The following is a 20,930-nucleotide window of genomic DNA, read 5'->3' on the forward strand; positions in this document are numbered from 1 at the left end:
GACAAGGCTCGCGCCAAAATGGCTGGCGCCTACCCCGCCACTTCCAAAGAGTCATAATCCCTGTGACGAGGTACTAGGTAGGATATGACGGTCTTGCTCCCGGCCTGGTGAACACGCGTGGATCTGTGGAGGCTCCGCTTGTGAATGGATCGCGTTCTATACCCTGTTCGCGTAACCGGATGAGCTCCGCCGCCGGAACGAACCCGAGCCGCCTTCGATATCTGTGTGATCGCGACGGGCCTGGTCTTTTCCGTCAGCAGCTTCTCGAACTCGTCGTCAGGAAGTTGCGATCATCCTCGGCCGGTGTCCGTTTGATCACAGCGCCATGAGGCTCCTTAGGAATTGCCAATGGATTGCTCCAGGATCGCACGGATGATCAGGTCGGACTCCTTGGTGTTCGCTGGCCCCGCGACGAGGCACGAGCTCGATCGCCTCCGTGAGGTTGGTCAAGATGATCTCCTCGGTGCGCCAGTTATTCACGTGCTGAGCGACTTTGGTGGGCGCCTTCGATGCGTCCGTCGCCGCTTGGCAAGATAGTGTTGCTTGGGCACCGGCCGGCGCGACATGCAGGAACAGTTCCGGACCTCAGGATGCACGCTGACTTGCGAAACTGAATCAAGCGGCAAGAGCGCGGGCGGCGGGATCGTGCTATGATCCTAGTATCCACTTTTCTTGGATCGCGAGTCGTGTTTCAAGATCTGGATGATACCCGAAGCAAGAGAAGTCCACCTTTTCCGGAGCGATCTCGTCGCCCGAGGAGACCGTCTCTTCGGCTTCGGCCTGACGTAGCTTTAGATATCCTGCAAGTCGAGCTTGGGTTATTCGACGCCCGTCTACCTCGCCTCGGCCCGTCAACCAGCGACCATAAGCCTCAACGCGGCCACTGGAGCATCGAGGCGGCCTTGTCCGTGACAAATTCGACGGTGTCCTCCGACAGAGCCCTTCGAGGGGCTCAGCGCCCCATGCGGTCGCTGGTCACCTCAAGCTCGACATCTACGACTACGTTCGCGAAATCGAGCGATGAGGCCTTCTGGACGCGGGCTGCTTATGCTGTCTTAGACGGGACACAGGTGTCAGGCACCGGACAGACGACCGCGCATTGCGCCGTGTCGCAATGGCCCTCGCACTCCGTGCACTTTTTGGCATCGATAACGTAAATGTCGCGCTTGAGGCTGATCGCCGCGTTGGGACACTCGAACTCACATGCACCACAAACGGTGCATTGCGAAGCGACGATCTTGTAAGCCATGCCTTCGGACTCCTTGGGCGAGCGATGCTATTGGCGATCCCCTTCAAATGCCGTGCCAAACACAGACGCGCTCAATGGTGGGCAATTTGCCCAATTGGGCTGTCCCGGGTCTGAGACCATGTTTCATCTGCGACAGTAACAGGCCGCTTCAATTTCAGGCTAAACCGCTGCGAGCTTCCGTCGGTTTGTCTGGCAGGGCGGCGCGAGCCCAAGCGACGCACAACGATGCCAAAACCGGCGGCGCGACTAAAAGCCGCGAGCCGACTCACGTCTACGCCGGATCTCGGCAAAACCTCCGGTCACATGCCCTGACCGGAGGTTTTGTGCAAACCTCGCTCATGGCTGTAACGTTACCGCCGCGGATTGACTCGCTGGAGGCTTGCCAAAACGGGTTTGTGCTACAAAAAGCTCCGGCGTCGCTTCGAAGGGAAATGAAGTTGCGCCGGGAGGAGCCGACACCGGCTTTGCAAAGTGACCGCTCGAATTGCAGTCAGCCTGGTGCCGAGTAGGCATGGCGGTGCGGGCGAGCGCTGGTACGCTTTGCCTGGCCGTGCTCAACCACTCGTCATGCAACTATTTTGGACGAAGTGGAGCAGGGCTGAAAGATGACTGTGCAAATTGCTTCAGCGGCATGGCCTTTCCGAACAGATGGCCCTGCGCAAGGTCGAAGCCGAGTTCGGTCACAGCGATCAGGTCGGCCTGGTTCTCCACACCTTCGGCGACGGTGCGCACACTATACTCTTTGGCTAGAGCGACGATATGGCGGCACACCGTTCGCTTCAGGGGCCCATTTCCGCAACCGGAGACGTACTGCCGGTCCACTTTCAATTTGATGAACGGGAATTTTTCTACCCCCATCAGCTGCGGCCAATTGGCGCCGACATTGTCGATTGCAAGGCCAATGTTGTGAAAGCGAACCTCACGCGCAACCTCAATCAGAAGATCTAGGTTCTGGATGGCTTCCTCGCTCTCGATTTCAATCGTCAAGCCGCCGAAAGCGGGGTGCGACGGCATGCGCTGACAGAGATCGCGCACCGCCTGCGGGTCAACCAGGAATGCTGCCGGGAGATTGATGGAGAGATCGATCGAAGTTTGCTGCTCCAGAAGATACTGCCAATCCTTGATTGCGCGGTCGATCACGAACTGCGACAACTCCCTAAAATGCGGATCGTGAGGCTCCGGGATGAAATAGGCCGATGGAACAACGCCCCAGGTCGGGTGCCGCATTCGCACAAGCGCCTCGGCGCCGCGGCGGCTGAGGGTACACACATCAAACTTCGGCTCATACCAGAGCTCAAGCCAGCCAGCGTGTAAGGCTTCTCCGACATGGACCGCGGGACGGGGCGCCGGCTCTCTGGGCAAGAGCATGGCGACCCGATCGCGCAGCGTCTCGGCTGCAAACGGCGTCCTCAGCGGCGGCAGCATAGCAAGTCCATATTCCCCCCCGACCTGCTGCACTGCCGTCATGATGATCGACTCGCGGGCGCCGAACGCCAGCACTCTGCCTGCAAATTCTTCGCGTACGAGTATCTCGAGCAACCGTCCAGGCTCGATGCGATCCGAGCCAATGCCGAGCAGGATCAGATCAGGGAACTCCGTGCAGAGTACGTGGGGCAGCTCGTCAGCAGTCCCGCATTCGCTGATAATAAACCCCATATCCTCCAGCACATCCCGTAGAAAGGCGCGCAGATGCCGCTTACCGACGGCCACGCACGCTCGCGGCCGCACCTTACGCTGTCCGAAGATTACAGGTTTCCCTCCGATCAGTTCGGCCTGCCCATGCTCCATCGCAACCACTCCCGTTCCGTGACGGTCCCTTAAACGAGGAGCGAAGGTCCAAACAAGTTGTGCTTGCCCTTATCTTTCGATTCTTCGCGGTAAGCTTAAGATAGTGCATTAGCGTGCAAAATCCTTCGCGATGTTGCTCAGATGATCTTGTCGGGCGCACGCGCATGATACCTATCCCGCTTCGCGCAACTTTGCACGAGTGACGCACGCGAGTGCGGGGACTCTCACCTTCGCACGCTCCGAGCTGATGCGCTCTATGACGCGGCGATCATCGGGGTGCAAGATCTACTGCATGGAGACCGATCGTGAGTGACGATCGGCAATCACTCTTAGGAATGTTTGATCGGCATGGCCGGCCTGCCCACGCGCGAACGTGCCGTCTGGCGGGTTTATTTTTCAATCGAAGGAAGTCCATGATGAGTTCGCAGCTGGTCAGGCCGCAGTCGATTCTGAGCGGCAACAGCTTGCACTTACCTCACCTCTGTTGCTTATAGCGAGTGCGAACGTCCTATTCCCTATCGAGCTTGATAGTTGCTCTCAGTTGCGTTTTCTGTATCCTTCTGACTATGGATTTCCTCAAGTGGGACTAACGTGACGGGTGTTCGGGTTGGCGCTGAAGCGCAAGGCCTGCCCCACGGGGGCACGGCTTTGCGCAAAGGCGTGCCAGGAGATGAGAACGCGATCGCAGAAACGGTCGAAAAGCTACTTTCTGAATTAGGTGGCCCCGGACCCGAGTTCAGCCTTGAAGGCGCGAAGCAAGCGGCTTTACGCCTGATCCAGGATCGTGAAGACGGCTTCGTTTTTGTCATCGAGGAACAAGCCACGGGGCAGATTGTAGGGGTCGCCACCATCTCGGCCGTACAGGCCGTGAGAGCAGCCGGAGCGTACGGTGTGCTTCAGGAGCTATGGATTTCTCGCGGCTTCCGAAGCTCTCACCACGGTCGGCATCTGCTCGAGGCGGTACATTCGGAGGCGAAGCGCCGAGGCTGGCAAATGATTGAGGTTGCGCTGCCTCCGGATGGCTATCCGGCCTTGGAACGGGTACGCCGCTTCTACGAGGAGAGGGGATATCGGATTGGAGGATTGCGGGCGCGCAAGAGGCTGTGACAGGACTACGACCGCTGCTCAACACAGTTAAAGCGCTCCTAGGCTAGCGTGCTATCAGTAAAGTCTTTCAAAGCAGCGAATCCTGCGATTTTTTTGGTTCTCAAAACGAACGCTTCAACGCGTGCGTCGCGGCCGAGCATGATCGAGAACCCGGACGCTGATGCGGTGCTGACTCCCACTGCGAGCGGTTACCTCTTCGACCTTCTTGGCGCGAACGTTCAAAATATCAGCCATCAAATCGTTCTTCAATTGGGCGAAGCGATACGATGGTCTTGCCGAGGCTCGTGGACCGCGAGCCGAGACCCGCCCAGCTAAAAGGCGCGGAGGCTCGCATCAGCGGCACGCGCCAGACGCTGTTGTCGCGCGTCATTGCAACGAACAACACGGTCTCGTCCGGACTGAGCACTACTCTAGGCCGTTCGGACTCGGCCCGTTGGAAATCAGGCATTCCCCGGCGGTTTGCCTCTGCCCATTCCGAGGAAACACCCGGGCGACGAAACTCCGCCGGCATCGACGAGAACATGCGGGTCTCAATCAGCCTGGGCGGCTTTTCGAGATACATCATGATGCGCCTCCCAGACTGCGGCGCGGCTGGCCCTCGTAGTTGTAGCCGAACTGCTTGGGCATCGGGCCTTTGTTGCGATCCTTGCGCCCAGTTTGCTCCCAGGCGTGAGCCAGGATTCCGACCGCGCGCGACAAGCAGAAGAGCCCCCGCGCGAGCGGAGAGGCGAAGCCCAGCTCGCCGTAAATGACTGCGGTCGCGCCATCAATGTTCATCGGAATGAGTTTGCTCTTGCGCTGCTGCATCACGCGCTCGATCGCGCGGGCGGCCTTGGCATAATCGCCGCCGACACTGCCCTCGTCGGCTGCGGCATCCACCAGCGCCAACAGCGGCGCCGCCCGCGGGTCGACTGGATGAAACCGGTGGCCGAAGCCCGGCAGATATTTGCTGCGTGTTGCGGTGAAATGGTCGATTGCAGCGCCAGCGGCCTGCTCGATCTCTCGCCCTTCGCGCCGTCGCAGCACATCTTCGTAGAGTTCGATCGCCTGCTCCCCTGCTCCGCCGTGCACGTCATCGAGCGTATTGATCGCCGAGGCCATGGCACCGTTCAGGGGCAGGCCGCAGCTCACCGCCATCTGGGCAATTGCAATGGAGGGCGCGTGCGGACCATGGTCAACTGACGCAACCAGCGCAGCTTGCAGCAGCCGCTCCTGCGCTGGCGTCGGCAGATCGCCGCGCAACATCAGCCAGATCATGGCGGGAAAGGAAATTCGGCCGATCAGATCTTCGATTGGATAACCCCGATAGGCGATGCGACCGGGCGCGATATCGCAGATGGAGGTTCGCCACCAACGGGCCGCTTGCTGTCGCAATTCTTCTTCGCTCATTTCCGGTTCCGTCCATTCAACCTGCCGATCGCCAACCGCCGCAAGCCGTCGGATCTCATGATATCGGTCCGTCCGCGGCTACGCGGACAGGCAGGAAATCTGCCTCTCCTTGCTTTGGCGTCCCGACGGCCCGGCTTGAGACCAGTTGCTCGACCTCCGCATACGAATAGCCGAGCCGCTGCAGCCATCGCTCGGTGTCTGCTCCGAGCGTCGCAGGCGGTGAAGGCACCGAAAACTCCTCATCCAGCCGGAAGCCCGGCCGCGTGATTCGTAACGGCTGCGCGCCGTCTTGTTCTGGGGCCAAAGTCTCGACGAATCCGCGCTCGAGAAGCTGTGGCTGCTGCAACACTTGCGAGACCGTCAGCACGCGGCCTGCGGGAACACCAGCCAGATTCATTTGGGCCTCCCATTCCTCGGCGGTCTTGCAACTCAATGCCTTGTTCAACTCCGTGCTCAGCGCTGCGCGGTTCACCTTGCGCATCTCGCGCCCAGCAAAGCGTGGATCCGTCTTCAGGTCCGGTCGGCCAATCAGGTCGCATAGGGATTGGTACTGCTTCTGCTCGTTGGCGGAAATGTTCAGCGGGCCTGTTGCGGTGCGGAACGTGCCCGAGGGAGCCGCGGTGAAGTTCTCGTTGCCGATGGGCTGCGGCTCGACACCAGCGTTCAGGTGGTTGGAGACGGCCCATCCCATCGCTGCAACGGTGGCTTCGAGCAGGGACACGTCAATGAACCGACCGCGGCCGCTATGCCGCTGTTCGACCAGAGCCGCGGCAATGGCAAAGGCAGCAGTCAGTCCCGCAATCGTGTCCGAGATCGGAAAGCCCGTGCGCAGGGGAGCCGAGGCCGTATCGCCAGTGACGCTCATGGCACCAGACAGACCCTGGACGATCTGGTCATAGGCCGGACGGGCGGACCACGGCCCGCTCTGCCCAAAGCCGGAGATCGCGCAGTAGACGAGACGTGGGTTCTGCCTGCTGAGCACATCAAACCCCAGGCTAAGCCGTTCCATCACCTTCGGCCGGAAGTTTTCGAGCACCACGTCGGCTTCCTTGACCAGTCGCAAGAACACCTCGCGGCCCGCTTCCGATTTCAGGTCCAGTGCAATCGATTGCTTGCCGGCGTTCACGGCGACAAACGAGAGTCCCTGCAGGCGCTCCGCTCTTTGCGGATCCGCGCCGAGGCGCCGCGCCAGGTCGCCGCCGTTCGGATTTTCCACCTTAATGACCTCCGCGCCAAGGCGCGCAAGATGGTAACCGCAGAACGGACCCGCCAACACGTTTGACAGGTCGAGAACGCGGATACCGGTTAGCGGCAGAGACATCTGAAGAGCCTTCTTGTAGGTGATCCGATAGCGAGCGCTTAGTACGCAACTTATTTCAGTTGCTGCGCAGCACGTTCCGCGAATCGATTCGTGAAGGTCTTGATCAGGTCGATCTTTGCGGCTGCGATCTTCGGATCAAAGTCGCCTAGGACAGCCAGCGGGACCTTGGCCGCGTCGATGTCCATCTGACCGGTTGGCGAGAACAGCGCTTTCGACGCGTTGATGATCTCGATGTTCACCTCGCGATTGTCGGTCTTGTATCCAGAAGGCATCGCGTCGACGAGCTGCTCCGCCGAAACCGTGTTGATCCAGCGATGAGTTTTGAACAAGGCGTTGACGAGGCGCTGGACCGTTTCCGGATTTTTGTCGATGAAGGACTGCTGAAGGTAAAGGCACGCGGTCGGATAGATTCCGCCAAAGGCCTGCCTTGAGCCTTCGACCGTGCGCGCGTCGAACAGCGGTGTCGCACTCTTCTTGCGCGCGAGAAGGGTCGCAATCGGATCGAAATAGACGAGCGCGTCGATATTCTTGGCCTCGAGCGCCACCATGCCGGGTGCACCACTGCCAACCGCGATGATGCTTACATCGCGCGGGCCCAATCCCGATTTTTTGATGTAGTAGCGCGCCATGGTATCGGTCGAGGACCCCGGCGCCGTGATCCCGAGCTTCAGGCCCTTCAGACCGGCACCCGTCTTGACCCTGTCAGCGAGGTCGCCGCGGACACCGAGCAACACGCCGGGAATGTCATTGAGCAGGAACACGCAGGAAATTTGCTTGCCTTGGGCCTGCATCTGAATGGTGTGATCATAAAAGCCGACGGTCCCGTCCACCGAGCCGCCGATCAACGCCTGCAAAGCCTTTGAGCCACCGGCCTGGAAGTTCTCGACGGTCACGTCAACCCCTTCTTCCTTGAAGGCGCCCAGCTTCACGCCAAGTTCGAGAGGCATATAGTTGAGGATCTGTGACCCCACCGCGATCTTCAATTTTGTCTTCTCGGGCTCGGCGGCATAAGTCGAGATGACCGGGAATGCGGCTATCGCGATGACCAGCATCAGTCGTGGAAAAGCGTGCATGGGAAACTCCATGAGAATGGGAGAGCGGTACGATCAGGCTTCGTGGGCAGGTGCGGGCCGCCACACCAGGAGCCGTTTTTCCGCGCGGTCGACAATGGCATCGAGAGCAACGACGAAGGCGGAGAGGACGATGATTCCTGCGAACACTCCGGTCGCGTCGAGGACGCCCTCGGCCTGCGCAATCAGGTGCCCCAATCCCGCGGACGAACCGAGATATTCGGCGACCACTGCTCCCATCACAGCCATGCCGACCGACACCCGCAGGCTCGACAGGATCCACGTGGTGGCGGACGGCAGGTAGACGTGGCGCAGCAGGGAGGACTTCGATGCACGTAGCAGGCGCGCGTTCGCGAGCACGACCGGATTGACCTCGCGAACGCCCTGAAAGGTGTTGAAAAAAGCGACGAAGAGAACCAGCGTCACGCCCAGCGCGACCTTGGAGGTGAGGCCCAATCCGAACCAGATGACAAAAATGGGCCCCAGCAAGATGCGCGGGATCGCATTGAACATCTTGATGAAGGGCTGAACGACCTCGGCCGCAAACGGGCTTAAGCCCAACCAGATACCAAGCGCCGTGCCGATCCCGATACCAGCCAGGAAAGACAGGATCGTCTCCAGCAGTGTTATGCTGACATCGGTCCAGAAGTCGGCCGTTGACATCCACTCTCCGATCCTTGCGATGAGTGTCGACGGGGCCGGAAAGAAGAACGGGTCGATCAACCCGGCCCGCACGCCCAATTCCCAGATCAGGATCAGCCCAAGCACGATGGCGAACTGCGTGAGAGCGACCTTACCCCTGCGTGGCATAGCTTTTCTCCACTTCGGCGCCGAGCAGCGACCAGATTTCACGGTAAAGCGCGACGAACTCGTCGGTGGTCTGTAGCGCCGAGACGTCGCGGGGACGAGGCAGCGTGATCCTGACATCGCCAACCATGCGGCTCGCGGGACCGGCAGACATCACAACGACGCGGTCCGCCAGCGTGATCGCCTCATCGAGGTCATGGGTGATGAAAACGAGTGAGCGCCGGTCCGCCTGCCAGAGATCGAGCAGGATACGGTGCATGAGACGACGGGTGTGAACGTCCAGCGCTGAGAAAGGCTCATCCATCAGGACGATCTTCGGCTGCATGATCAGGGTCTGCGTCATGGCGACCCGCTTGCGCTGGCCGCCGGACAATTGGTGCGGATAGCGCTCCTCGAACCCTTTCAAGCCAACCTTGGCGAGCCAGGGCCGCGCCTGCTCGCGCGCTTTCGCGATCGAGCTTCCCTGAAACACCAGCCCGAGGCCGACATTGTCCTGGGCTGTTTTCCAGGGCAGCAGCCCTTCCTGTTGCAGCATGTAGCCGGACTGACCGTTCAGGCCCCTAAGCGATTTGCCGAAAATGCGAACCTCGCCGGCGGCCGGCTTCAGCAGTCCGGTGACAGTATTGAGAATGGTCGATTTTCCGCAGCCGGTCGGCCCGACCACTGCAACGAATTCGGTTTCGCCGACCTGGAGGTTCATGCTTTTCACGGCGGTGAAGTCGCCGAAGCGAATCATCACGTCGCGCAGGTCAACGGCAAGTGCCGGCTGCCCTTCCATTGTTTCGCTCCGCAGAACCTGTTCTAAGCCTCAAAACAGGTAACTGGCGCTATATCCGGAGTCAATCGCATTCTGCAACGTAGAACGCAGATGAGCCTGGGGTATTGGACTTTCTATCCATTCTGGATATCTGTTCTGCGGAACAGAACACGAGGGCTGTATCAATGGCGAAGACAGGGGTTGATGCGGTCCGGCGCGCGCTGGCGATCCTCAAGGCCTTCGGCCCTGAGCGCGCAGCCATGACGCTGACCGAGATTGCCGAGGCGACCGACTTCTACAAGAGCACGGTCCTTCGCCTTGCCGCATCCCTGGAAGCGGACGGATTCATGGTGCGGGGGACCGACCGGCTATTTCGACCCGGACCGGAGCTATGGCGCCTTGGGGCGCTCTATCAGCGTGGGCTGGACCTCGGTGACCTGATCAGACCCTCGCTCCATCGTCTGGTCGAAGCAACCGGAGAGACCGCATCCTTCTACATCGCGGAGGGCGACGAGCGCATTTGCCTTTATCGCGTTAATTCTCCGCGTTCCGTCCGCCATCACCTCGAAGAAGGACAACGATTGCCGATTGATCGCGGCGCTGCGGGCCGCGTTCTTACCGCTTACCGCGATTTTGCATTAGCTGATGGAAAGAAGATCAGAGATCGTGGCTTCTACGTCTCGATCGGCGAGCGTGATCCTGAGGTTGCGGCCGCAGCGGTGCCCGTAATCGATGTCTATGGCAAATTGCGGGGCGCGCTCTCAGTCTCCGCCATTCGCACTCGCTTTGATGCAGATGCTCGGAAATCTGCCGTTGAAGTGCTGAAGTCCGAGGCTAAAGCGCTGATTGATCTGCTGCCTGCAAGTGAGCGCTGAGCTACAATGGCAGCGTTCCGTTTATAACGCACAGCTCAGCCGGTGCCGCAATGGCCTCTCCTGAGCGTAGCGCGCATTTCTCGCATTGTTGAGGCCTGCAGATCATCCTCGATCTCGACGCGCCACCCATCCCTGCACGGGAATCAGGAGGGAGGCTTCTTCAAGGCTATTTCGCTGCTCGTGTGATGTGTGCTGGTGCGCGTGTTCTGAAGCCGTCATGGCCTGACGGCCAAGCTGCGGCGCGCCGACACGCCGACGAAGTGGTGCAGTTCCTCGAGGCGGTGTCGAGCCTGAAGAGCCGCGCCGCGCTCACCACCGCCTATGCGGCCGGACTCAGGGCCTCCGAGGTCGCGGGACTGCGGATCGAAGACATCTACAGCACCCGCGGTGTCATCCAGGTGCGCCACGGCAAAGGCGCGAAGGATCGCAACGTGATGCTGTCGTCCCAACTGCTCGGCATCCTGCGCACCTACTGGCGGCTCGCCCGGCCGCGGCTTTATCTGTTCCCTGGGCGTGACGAAGGTCACCCGATTGATGCGACCGTGTTGCATGCCGCCTGCCGCTCGGCGGTCAAGGCTGCGGGCCTGACCAAGCGCGTCACGCTGCACACGCTGCGCCACAGCTTCGCGACACATCTTCTGGAGAACGGAACCGACATCCGGATCGTCCAGGTTCTGCTCGGGCACAATAATCCGTCGTCGACGGCGCGCTACACGCAGGTCGCCACCCATACGATCCGGGCGACGCAGAGCCCGCTCGACCGCCTGTCGCTGAAGGTGACGCCACCGGCATGACAACGCGTCCGGGATGCGGCTTATGACCCGCCCCGACGTCCGCCCGCACCGACCCGCCATCGGGATTGCCGATATCTTGCGCCGGCATGGCGACGCTTATCGTCGTGACCATGCCGGTCATCTCGGTCGCGTCGACGGCGGGTGATGAGCGCCATTGTTGCGCGCCGAACCGAGGCGCTCGGCGGCCACGTCGAGCCTGCAATGACTGCGGCATGACGCGGATCGCCTATAATTCCTGCCGGAATCGGCATTGTCCGAAGTGTCAGGGGCCAGCCCGAGCCGCGTGGCTTGCCGCGCGAGAAGCCAACCTGCTGCCGGTTCCCTACTTCCACGTCGTCTTTACGCTTCCTGCACCGATCGCCGCGATCGCTTTCCAAAACAAGGCCGTCGTCTATGCCATCCTGTTTAAGGCCGCCGCCGAGGCGTTGACGACGCTTGCTGCCGATCCACGCCGGCTCGGCGCGGAGATTGGCGGCGTCGCGATCCTGCACACCTGGGGACAAGCGCTAACGCATCATCCCCACATTCACTGCGTCGTGCCGGGCGCCGGCCCGTCACCTGATGGAACACGCTGGATCGCCAGCCGACCGAACTTCTTCCTGGCCGTCCAACCGCTGTCCCGGCTCTTTCGCTGGCTTTCTCTCAAACGCCTGATCGGGGCTTCAACGCCGGCGCCTTGCGCTTCCTCGGCGATCTTGCTTCTCTTGCCGAATTCGACGCTTTCGCTGGTCACATCAAAGCCATGCAGCGCGTCAACTGGGTCGTTTACGCCAAGCGGCCCTTCGGCGGACCGGCACAGGTGCTGGCCTATCTCGGCCGCTACACCCATCGCGTCGCGATCACCAACAGCCGGCTCGTCGCACTCGACAACGATCATGTTACCTTCGCATGGAAGGATTACCGCCAGGATGGCGCGACAAAGATCATGAAGCTCAAGCCCGACGAGTTCATTCGCCGCTTCCTGCTTCATACGCTGCCGACGGTTTCCATCGCATCCGCCACTTCGGCTTCATGGCCAACCGCCATCGCGCTGCCAAGCTCGCCCTTTGCCGCGAACTTCTCGATCATGAGACAGCCCCAAACGACAGCCGGCCGCCGCCTGTGGATTCGGAAGCTCAAACCTGGGCCGAAGTTCCTGCCTGTCCCGATTGTGGTGGCGTCATGCGCATCATTGAGAGCTTTCGACACAGCTTCAGACGCTCCAGCCCTCGAACAGTACGCCCACGACGAAGGCCGCCTGATTGCCGCGTGCGCGCGGGCACGGCGAGCTATATGTGATGGCGTTGGGTGAAGGTCAGGCGGCTTGCTGATCGTCGGATTTGCCGGCCTGGCGCAACAGCTTCCATTCCCAGGGCAGCAGTTCGTGCAGCCGCGATGCAGGAAGATCAGCGATACGGGCGAGGACGTCGGCAAGCCAGGCCTTTGGATCGACGTCATTGAGACGACACGTCGTGATCATCGTCAGCATGATGGCGGCACGGTCGGCACCACGCTGGCTGCCAGCGAAGGTCCAGTTGCGCCGTCCCAAGGCGATGCCTCTCAAAGCGCGTTCAGCGCAATTGTTGGTCAAGCAGATCCTCCCGTCGTCGAGGAAGCGGGCGAAGCCCTCCCAGCGCCTGAGCATGTAGTTGATCGGCTTCAGGACCTCGGACGAGCGCGAGAGGGTTTCGCGCTCGCGCAGCAGCCATGCGTGCATGTCGTCGAGAAGCGGCTTGCTCTGTTCCTGGCGCACGGCGCGTCGCTCGTCGGCGCTGCAGCCGTTGATGGCGCGCTCGATCTCGAACAACGCGTCCACCCGCCTGACCGCCTCCAGTGCGATCGGGGAGACCGGTTTGCCCTTCTTGCCTTCCCGAGCATTTTTCTCAATGTCAGCCAGCTCGAAGAAGCCTCGCCGTGCATGGGCAAAGCAATAGGCCGGCGTAATTGGCAGTGTCTTCTTCTGCGGATCGAACAGCGGCTCGAAGCCATTGTAGCAGTCGGCTTGCAGGATGCCGGCGAAGACCGCTAGATGCTTTTGGGGATGCTCGCCTCGTCGGTCGCTCGAGGCGTAATAGACCGCAGCCGGCGGCGCAGGCCCGGCGAAGGGCCGGTCATCCCGCACATATGTCCAGATCCGCCCAGTCTTGCATTTGCCCTTCGCCAGGATACGGATGGTGGTGTCGTCGCCATGTAGGCGCTCGGCCGCAAGCACATGATGCTCGATCAAGTGGAAGAGCGGCATGACGGCAAAGGTCCCGTGGCCGATCTGGTCAGCCAGTGTCGATAATGGCAAATCGATCCTCTCGGCCTTAAAGCGCACGCTCTGGCGGTTGAGCGGGATATGCATGCCGAATTTGTCGAACAGGATCGTCGCCAACAATTGTGGACCGATGAAGCCACGCGGCGTGGCATGGAACGGCGCCGGCGGCTGGCTGATCTTCTCGCAATCCCGGCAGGTGAACTTCTCGCGCACCGTCTCGATGACCTTGAAGCGGCGCGGGATCTCCTCCAGCGTCTTGGTCACATCCTCGCCGACCTTCGCCAGTCGCGATCCACCGCAGCAGGCGCAGGTCGTTGGAGCTTCAACAACGACGCGCTCGTGTTCGATATCGTCCGGCCAAGGCTTGCGCACCGGCCGCTTACGCGTGAAGGGACGGACGTTCTGCGTCTTCGCTGCCGCCGCCTGTGCGGCCAGCTCGTCCTCGCTCGCCGTGGTGATGAGTTCCTCGAGCTCCAACTCCAACTGCTCGAGCAGCCGTGCCGAGCGCTCGGATCGCTGCCCGTGCAGTTCGCGTTTGAGCTTCTCAATTCGCAGCTCAAGATGCGCAATCAGCGCCTCGTTGTCCGACAGCTCCGCCAACGCACTGGCAGCCACCGCTTCGGCTCGCAGCCGCGCCTCACGCTCGGCCTGCAGCGCCGCTAGAGCGCTGACAAGGTCCGACGGAAGATCGTCCGGCTTCGATATCACGACGCCATTGAATCAGATCAAGCCGCAGATTCAACCAAAAACGACTATCCGACCCGTGTCGGACGCTGTGCTTCTTGCGGGTTGCGCCAATCGATTCCGGACAACATATAGCTCATCTGCGCTGGCGAGATCGTCACAGCTTCACCCGCAACGGATGGCCATATAAACCTTCCACTCTCCAGTCTCTTGGTAAACAGGCATGCCCCCTGGCCATCGTGCCAGATCACCTTCACTAGATCGCTGCGGCGACCCCGGAAGACGAACAAATGACCGCTGAGCGGATCCTTGCGCAGCACCTCCTGCACCTGGAGTGCCAACGATGGAAAGCCCCGGCGCATATCCGTGTGGCCTGTCGCGAGCCACACTCGCGCGCCTGTCGGAACCGGGATCATCGGTGGGCCAAAGCATCGAGAACGCGACGTAGCGCGTCTCCATCAACGTCGCCATCGACCCGGATGCGATGCCCGCTATCGAGATCGATCTCGATGATGCCATCGCTCTTGCGTCGCCGCGCCGTCGTCGTCAACGGCGCTTCGGCCAGCTCCCGCGGTGACGCAGGCGGCCCAATCTCGACTGGAACAAACGGAGCCATGCTCGCTTCGCCGTGCTTGCAGAGATCCTTGCGCCACCTGAACAGCTGGCTCACATGAAGCCCGGCCACGCGAGCCACCTCGGAAACACTGGCGCCGGGCTCGAGCGATGCTGCAACAAGCCGCTCTTTCTCGTCCTGCGACCACCGGCGCCGCCGCTCGACCGATGTGATTACCTCCGTCCTCGAAATCGTCATAGCGCTTCTCCTAGGATTACCCCTAGGACCTGCAGCTATCCCGTTCGTCAAACAAGGCGGCCTTCAATGGAGGGATACCTCGAACATCACCGTTCCGATGCGACACATCGTGAGCCAAGTCATGCCGTGCACGACGATCATCATTCGTCATTTCGCTCCCAGCGTCTCGATCATCGCGGACGATGTCGACTCCGTGCTTTCACACTGCGCGACAACAACGGTCCGATGCAGCAAAATGCCTATCGCGATCTCCAGTGAAGCGCGTCTGATCTCAACTCTTCCCCGACGCGCACATCTCGTGTCTCTGCCTCACGCGCCGAGCCAGCAGATCGGGCCTTCCGATCTCGAACGTGCTGCATGCTCTGGTCCTCGTCTTCGGCCAGAACGAACGTCAAACTGGATTAAGCCCGAGGGGTAGGGTCAACACCCACGCCTTCCTCGGCGGTGCAAAATCCATGCGCCAGATTCGTGTGGGCGTCGGCGGCGCCACTACAACGATCGCGCGGTTGCCCCCCAGCGCATCCAGTACGAGGGCAACCTATGGCGTGAGGACACCACGCGGCAATCCTCAGCGCGCGGCAATCCTCAGATGGGCTGTGACGGGCGTCTTTTGGAGACTCGTACGACTCTCACGGCTACTCGCCGTTCCCAGCCGGTGGTCGGCCGCAGTCGACTCTTCTGGCGCGATTTGGCGGATTGTTAGCAAAGTTGCGCGACTGTCCGACCGCCTACATCTGTTCGTCGGAGCCGTGGCCTCTCGCGAGATCCCGTGTCCGTTGCATCGTGCGGGAAAAATATTCGTCGCGCTCGCGGCGCACGCGCTCTTGATGCGCTCTGAAATTCGCAACTCGTTTGCTGATGTGCTCTCGCTCGGAGGTGTCCCAGCTCAACCGCCGGGGAGAATCGGGCGGGGAAGCTTTTGCGATTGGCGCGATGGGTGCTATCAGCTTTGGAATAGGCGCTACGCTCCGTGCGCGTTCTACGAGTGCCGCGGATTGTTGAACCAGCGCCTCCAGTTCCTTCTTCCAGTTCATCTTCCATGGTCTCCGAACAGTCATGGGAGCATGCTAATTTGGTGCGGTACGCTCGTCCAGCTACCCCTTTTGGTAGTTGCGAGGCCGCTGCTTGTCCGCAAAATAGTGGCCGATGAGCCATCTGGGCCGATGAAATTCGCGGCTTCCCTGCTAGGAGAACCCACCCACGTGACCTTCGTCACCCAAGTGACGCGACAGGATGGAAGATCAGAACGATGCGACCTGGGTCAAACCCGTCGGCTGTGCCTGGTCTCTGGCATGAAAGCATGATCGCCCAGGCTCGCCATACTCGAACTCCTCAAGCGAACTACGCTGACGCCGAAGCAGCGGAGATTGTGCGTCAATGCGGGAATCGGTGCCGCCCGAATGTTCCGACCAGAACTACTCTACAGTATTGCTCAAATGGGAGATGGGAGTGGCGAGGGGTGTTGTGAAATGGTTTAACGCGACGAAGGGTTTCGGCTTCATTCAGCCGGATGGGGGCGGCCAAGATGTTTTTGTACACATAAGCGCCCTGGAGCGCGCTGGCCTCTCTGACCTGCGGGAAGGGCAGGCAGTCTCTTACGAGCTTAAAGCCGACCCGAGGCGCGGTAAAAGCAGTGCGGAAAATCTGCGTGTCTGATTTCATGTCGTAGGCGTCTGGCCTCAGCCCCCCGCCCAAGTCTGGCGCTTACCTCGGAACGACCCCAGCCGCTTTAAGCACTGGGGTCGTTCCATTTCTCGCCAATTTTCGACGTTTCGCGGGTCCGAATACAAGAAAACGTAGCTAGCGATGCTTGCTAGCGCATCGCCTCTTTGTCCCGTTTGGTAGACGGGTAACAGTCAGTCCGCCCGCTCGTCATAGCGCGATTTGAAGGCGCTCGCGAGCGGCTTATTGGTCGGAAGGTCATCCTCGCCGATCATCCTGGACTGGAGGTGGTGGCGCCGGCGCTGATCAAACCCGATACCGTGCTGCGGCGCGAGTTCAACAGTGTGGACCAACGAAGGGATAGGAAAGCTAAGCAAGGACTCTCGAGCGGTTCGAGAGGGCTACGATATCAGGCTATTGCTGCGCGAGCTCCCCTCGCCGGACGTTGGATCCGGTCAAGGTCGCCAGCCTCGAGGGCTCACAAGCAGGCAATTCGTAGATTGTGGGCAGGCTCCTCAACGCCCTCCATCAGGAGCCTTCGGGGATCTCGGGGAGCACGACGCCGCACCTGCGGCCGCGGTTGTGCATGCGGTCGCCGCGTTCTTTGCTCAGCCACACGCCTGGCGCGTACGCTGAAGCTGCAACCGCGTAGTCGCCCTTCAAGTGCTGGATGATCTCGCCGAGAAATGATAGCTCGTCACGCAGCGGCGATGTAACCGCGGAACGCTTCCGTCCATCATTAGGGCTTCGCACGGACCAACATACGGCCCGTTGGCATCGCGTTGAAGCCCACTTGAGGATTCAAAGCCGGAGCGGCTGCTAGCATCAATGCTAAAGCTCGATCCGTCCTCCTAATGAACCAGCGCATGCGACGGCACCTTGAAACATCGCGCTTCCGATCGGCATCAAGCGTCGGCGCCTATCTGGGTCTTACGCCTCGACGCAACCACTCTGGCGAAACTGGGCAAGATATCACGATGGGACGACCATCTTCTCCCAACCTACCTGTACGAGGCGGCGATCGTCCTGCTTCATCGAACGAAGAAATGGTCCTCTCTTAAGGCTTGGGGCATGAAGCTCGCTAAGCGGATTGGCATGCGAAAGGCAAAGGTCGCCATGGCGCGCAAACTCGCCATCCTTCTTCACTGTATCTGGGTCTACGGCACATCGTTCGACTGGGGCCAGGGCAAGGAAGCCTGATCCGATCTTGTAGAGTTCCTGGTCCGGTCTGCCGGACTGGCGATGTCTCGCTGGGACGGTGTTGTGGCGACCTCGGTCAATCAGGCGGTGGCGGCTCGTCCGCACTCCGCTGCAAACGTTGAGGCGCCCGACCCCGACATCATCATGAGGCGCTGCGCGACCTTGGAAAGGACCACGATCCCAGCGAAGACCTCAACCAGCCCCGGCGATCCAATGCACGTATCAGCCGGCCCGCGCCGTCTCCGCAATCCGGACCAGCTCCGACGGCGCGAGCACTACCACCGTGCCGTGGGCGAGTTCAGAAATGTAAGTTTGACAACAAACCGCAATTAAAGGGCCGATTGACACCCAGCGCGCGCGTACGCAGGCGAGGCAATGGCGGCTCCCCGGAGATCATGATCCGCGAGCGCCCTGCTAAAGCTGCCGAAGCAGTGCCGGGACATTGTGAGTGAGACCTCCTCCTCGGTGTTGGCAGCTCGGCAATCTGCAGGCCGTCGAGCGCACGAAAGGCATCACGATGCTATTGCACCGTCCGTTTGGCGGGGTTGGCGACGCGCAGCGCCTGGTGGCGAGCGACGCAGCTCTTCGAGTAAGGTCAGGCCCTCTTTCACGATGCCGGCCGGAACGACAGTCCCACTCAGGACGCCAGTCGGAGGACACCGAGTGCCCTTTGTCGTGTGTCAACTATCAACTCTCGCCGTTGATGGAGAGAACGACCCATGCAACCGTAACGATCGGATACCAGCGATGCAGGTCGATTAACATCCGGAGAGACGCCCATGCCATGCGGCGACACGTCCATGGATGAAAAATGCGTACAAGCAGCGGCTGATTATCGACAAATGAAACGGGCGGATCCTTCGTACAGTGATGTTTAATAATGACGAGTGACGGCACAGAATCTTCGCTCCGCATCTGGCTCGCCGTCATCGTGCTAGGCATCGCCTCGTTTCACATCGTCTTGGCAGAGATAGCACCTATCGGGCTGTTGTCTCAGATTGCTCGCGACCTCGGACGAGATCAGGCAGCGGTCGGGCTCACGGTGGCCCTCTATGCCTGGATCGGTGCTGCCAGCGCTCTGTTGTCGCCCGTTCTGCTTCAGAAGTTTCCTCGCAAGCCGCTACTCATCGCCTTGACTCTTATCCTTTCCGCAACAACGTTTGCGGCGACGATGTCGCACACTTTCGAAGGGTTGTTGCTGGCACGCACGGTGGGCGCTGTCGTTCACGGTTTCTATTGGGCCATGGCGGCTGCGGTTGCGTCTAAGATTGCGCCGTCCCGCAGTATGGGTGTTGCGACGGCAATCGTATTCGGCGGGATCTCGATGGCGACCGTTGTTGGCGTGCCGCTCGCGAACTTCGTCGGCCAGGTGAGCGGATGGCGTGCAGCGTTCAGATTAATTGGCGCCATCGGACTGATCACCTCAGCCCTGATGGTGGCAGTTCTTCCGAAAATGCAGGCCGGGACGCCAGCGGGATGGAGAGAGCTTGGATCAGTCTGCCGCAGGCATGACCTGTTGGGGATCTATGCCGTAACGACATTCATGGCGGCGGCGCATTTCGGGGCGTACACATTTATAGAACCATTCCTCAGCGAGATTCCAAACGTTGCCCAAGACATGATTGGCGCGCTGTTGTTCGGCTTTGGCGGAGCAGGATTCTTGGGGAACATCCTGGCGGGCGTCCTCATCGACCGCTTCATGAAGCCCATCATCACTGCGGGGCTGCTTGCTCTGTGTCTGGCGCTCGTTGGCCTTGGATGGTTTGGTCCCCACTTGGGGACAGGCCGGGTCCTTGTCTTGCTGGTCATCTGGGGCGCTGCCGTCGCGGCGCTGTTCGCCGGACTCCAGACCTGGATCCTGCGCGCCGCCGGTTCGACAGTGATGACTGCCGCCGCGATGCACTCAGCGGTCATCAATTCGGCCATCGGCTTCGGAGCCGTCCTTGGCGCCCAGATGTTGACTGTAGCCGGCCCATCAGGAGTGATGCTGGCAGCTGGTATGGTCGTCATCATCCCTCTGCTGATAGTTCTCCCGCAAGCAGCCCCAGAGGGTGATCTAAAAAAGGGGGCGTTGCTTGATGGATAACGCCGCAGCCGTGCGCACAGCGCGGATCGCCGCGTGCCCTACCACGAATGTCGCACGAAACCTTCCGCTGGTACGCGAGCGTTGGACCAAAATGTTCGCGCAGCCAGGCGGACCGGTCGAAGGGGGTGAAACACCACGCCAGGCCTTGCCCGAGAACTCGTTGAGGAACTCGGCATCGAAGTTTCTGGCGATGTACGCGAACATCTCGGGCGATTGCGCCGTTGCGGCATTGCGAGGAGCATTCGGTCGAGCGGTCTACCGCACTGCGGAACACTTTTGCATTCTTTCCACACAACAATGTCTCTGTCCTGAGATTACCCGGCATTCTAGCATCATAATTGGCGCTACCCGACAGACGGGCAAGCTCGCCTTCTTCATCCCGTGAGCGTCCTCACGCTGGCGTGTGACGCGCTTCTCGATGATCGGTCCTATCGCGCTCAACCGAAGGCGCTCTTTGCTGGCTCTTCTGAGGCGCTGCCGAGCAGCTGAGCCATCATCGCCTTCCTGCGCGAAATGAGCAAGCTGATGACCTATTTGCGTGCTTTCCTGATTGAGCGCTCACCAGCATCACAATGGCATTCCAAGCAGCGACTTCGATCAATTGCGTCCTTAGACCCACTGGGATCTCAAAGCCATGGTCTAGAACCGGGCTTACTGTCAATGAACACGCATGATGGTGCCGAAGACGAGACGCAAGATCGGCGCGGCCTCTAGATCAAGTTTACGCGCTAGACACGTCCGACCAACGGCCGATGATCCAATGCGACGGCCATCCCGAAACGAGTGAAGCGACCTGCCACAATGCGCTCGGAAATGTTGTCATCTGGCGCGGACTCTCCAGACACACCGGATCGAACTCTGCGCCGAAATTGGAGCGGTTGGAAATGTGGGTAAATGAAGTCTCATCGAACAGTTCCACCGCTGCGGCTTTGGAGCGGCTGTTTCCGCGGTAAGCGCGAGTTTCCGGTGCGCCAACCTGTCGAGCAGATTGACTCGCCGCAACTGCAAAAATGGACTAGTGGCTCTGCACAGTGATTTTGACAGGTTGGGTCCGGCGGTCAGATTAGCTCCGGCAGGAGTTTCGGATCAAC

16 protein-coding genes and 3 pseudogenes are annotated in these 20,930 nt (G+C 60.4%); 7 read left to right on the plus strand and 12 right to left on the minus strand.

Annotated elements, in window-relative coordinates; all coding sequences use genetic code 11:
* Positions 1-1,045 precede the first annotated feature (1,045 nt).
* Together AC0L3X_RS42885 and AC0L3X_RS42890 are read right to left on the minus strand one after the other, a co-directional pair.
* Positions 1,046-1,249, minus strand: coding sequence for a 4Fe-4S binding protein (locus AC0L3X_RS42885; protein WP_231143972.1), 204 nt, complete (start codon positions 1,247-1,249; stop codon positions 1,046-1,048).
* A 573-nt stretch (positions 1,250-1,822) separates the two neighbouring features.
* Positions 1,823-3,037 carry an EAL domain-containing response regulator gene (locus tag AC0L3X_RS42890; RefSeq protein WP_439033949.1) on the minus strand — a complete coding sequence of 405 codons (1,215 nt, stop codon included), beginning with the start codon at positions 3,035-3,037 and terminating at the stop codon, positions 1,823-1,825.
* Between the two features lie 648 nt (positions 3,038-3,685).
* On the opposite strand from AC0L3X_RS42890, the gene AC0L3X_RS42895 reads away from it, so the two are divergent.
* On the plus strand, positions 3,686-4,144 hold the full coding sequence (locus tag AC0L3X_RS42895; protein WP_439033948.1) for a GNAT family N-acetyltransferase: 459 nt from the start codon (positions 3,686-3,688) through the stop codon (positions 4,142-4,144).
* A 226-nt stretch (positions 4,145-4,370) separates the two neighbouring features.
* On the opposite strand, the gene AC0L3X_RS42900 is transcribed toward AC0L3X_RS42895, so the two are convergent.
* Genes AC0L3X_RS42900 through AC0L3X_RS42925 form a run of 6 tightly spaced genes read right to left on the minus strand, consistent with a single transcriptional unit; the run spans position 4,371 to position 9,509 of the window.
* Positions 4,371-4,709: a hypothetical protein gene (locus tag AC0L3X_RS42900; RefSeq protein ID WP_439033947.1), complete on the minus strand. Its 339-nt coding sequence runs from the start codon at positions 4,707-4,709 to the stop codon at positions 4,371-4,373.
* Positions 4,706-5,533 (minus strand): citryl-CoA lyase, encoded by an 828-nt coding sequence (locus AC0L3X_RS42905; protein ID WP_439033946.1) that lies wholly within the window; start codon positions 5,531-5,533, stop codon positions 4,706-4,708. Before AC0L3X_RS42905 ends, AC0L3X_RS42900 begins: the two co-directional genes overlap by 4 nt.
* A gap of 55 nt (positions 5,534-5,588) precedes the next feature.
* A complete protein-coding gene (locus AC0L3X_RS42910) occupies positions 5,589-6,854 on the minus strand; it encodes a CaiB/BaiF CoA transferase family protein (protein WP_439033945.1) in 1,266 nt (421 codons plus the stop codon).
* Positions 6,855-6,904: 50 nt separating this feature from the next.
* The gene (locus AC0L3X_RS42915; protein WP_439033944.1) at positions 6,905-7,927 is read right to left on the minus strand and encodes an ABC transporter substrate-binding protein; all 1,023 of its coding nucleotides are present in this window, start codon (positions 7,925-7,927) and stop codon (positions 6,905-6,907) included.
* A gap of 33 nt (positions 7,928-7,960) precedes the next feature.
* Positions 7,961-8,734, minus strand: coding sequence for an ABC transporter permease (locus AC0L3X_RS42920; protein WP_439035700.1), 774 nt, complete (start codon positions 8,732-8,734; stop codon positions 7,961-7,963).
* The gene (locus tag AC0L3X_RS42925) at positions 8,718-9,509 is read right to left on the minus strand and encodes an ABC transporter ATP-binding protein (protein WP_231143966.1); all 792 of its coding nucleotides are present in this window, start codon (positions 9,507-9,509) and stop codon (positions 8,718-8,720) included. Before AC0L3X_RS42925 ends, AC0L3X_RS42920 begins: the two co-directional genes overlap by 17 nt.
* Before the next feature lie 164 nt (positions 9,510-9,673).
* Between AC0L3X_RS42925 and AC0L3X_RS42930 the strand changes: the two genes are divergently transcribed.
* The 3 genes and pseudogenes from AC0L3X_RS42930 (at position 9,674) to AC0L3X_RS42940 (ending at position 12,435) form a co-directional block, all read left to right on the plus strand.
* Complete coding sequence (locus tag AC0L3X_RS42930; RefSeq protein WP_439033943.1) at positions 9,674-10,363, plus strand: IclR family transcriptional regulator; 690 nt, start codon at positions 9,674-9,676, stop codon at positions 10,361-10,363.
* A gap of 251 nt (positions 10,364-10,614) precedes the next feature.
* Positions 10,615-11,157, plus strand: a pseudogene (locus AC0L3X_RS42935) (tyrosine-type recombinase/integrase); the annotation flags it as partial.
* 22 nt (positions 11,158-11,179) lie between these two features.
* Positions 11,180-12,435, plus strand: a pseudogene (locus tag AC0L3X_RS42940) (IS91 family transposase).
* A gap of 16 nt (positions 12,436-12,451) precedes the next feature.
* On the opposite strand, the gene tnpC reads toward AC0L3X_RS42940, so the two are convergent.
* The 4 genes from tnpC to AC0L3X_RS42960 form a co-directional block, all read right to left on the minus strand.
* Positions 12,452-14,104, minus strand: coding sequence for an IS66 family transposase (gene tnpC / locus AC0L3X_RS42945; RefSeq protein ID WP_439033942.1), 1,653 nt, complete (start codon positions 14,102-14,104; stop codon positions 12,452-12,454).
* 44 nt (positions 14,105-14,148) lie between these two features.
* Positions 14,149-14,496, minus strand: a complete 348-nt coding sequence (gene tnpB / locus AC0L3X_RS42950; protein WP_439033941.1) for an IS66 family insertion sequence element accessory protein TnpB — start codon at positions 14,494-14,496, stop codon at positions 14,149-14,151.
* A complete protein-coding gene (gene tnpA / locus AC0L3X_RS42955; protein WP_439033940.1) occupies positions 14,493-14,891 on the minus strand; it encodes an IS66-like element accessory protein TnpA in 399 nt (132 codons plus the stop codon). Before tnpA ends, tnpB begins: the two co-directional genes overlap by 4 nt.
* Positions 14,892-15,619: 728 nt before the next feature.
* Positions 15,620-15,925: a hypothetical protein gene (locus AC0L3X_RS42960; RefSeq protein ID WP_085361588.1), complete on the minus strand. Its 306-nt coding sequence runs from the start codon at positions 15,923-15,925 to the stop codon at positions 15,620-15,622.
* 415 nt (positions 15,926-16,340) lie between these two features.
* Here AC0L3X_RS42960 and AC0L3X_RS42965 point away from each other — a divergent pair, with 415 nt between their 5' ends.
* The 3 genes and pseudogenes from AC0L3X_RS42965 (at position 16,341) to AC0L3X_RS42975 (ending at position 19,839) form a co-directional block, all read left to right on the plus strand.
* Positions 16,341-16,547: a cold-shock protein gene (locus AC0L3X_RS42965; protein WP_439035699.1), complete on the plus strand. Its 207-nt coding sequence runs from the start codon at positions 16,341-16,343 to the stop codon at positions 16,545-16,547.
* Positions 16,548-17,443: 896 nt separating this feature from the next.
* Positions 17,444-17,753, plus strand: a pseudogene (locus AC0L3X_RS42970) (transposase); the annotation flags it as partial.
* 880 nt (positions 17,754-18,633) lie between these two features.
* Positions 18,634-19,839 (plus strand): MFS transporter, encoded by a 1,206-nt coding sequence (locus AC0L3X_RS42975; protein WP_439033939.1) that lies wholly within the window; start codon positions 18,634-18,636, stop codon positions 19,837-19,839.
* Positions 19,840-20,930 lie beyond the last annotated feature (1,091 nt).

The organism is Bradyrhizobium sp. MI1.7 (genome assembly GCF_055811795.1).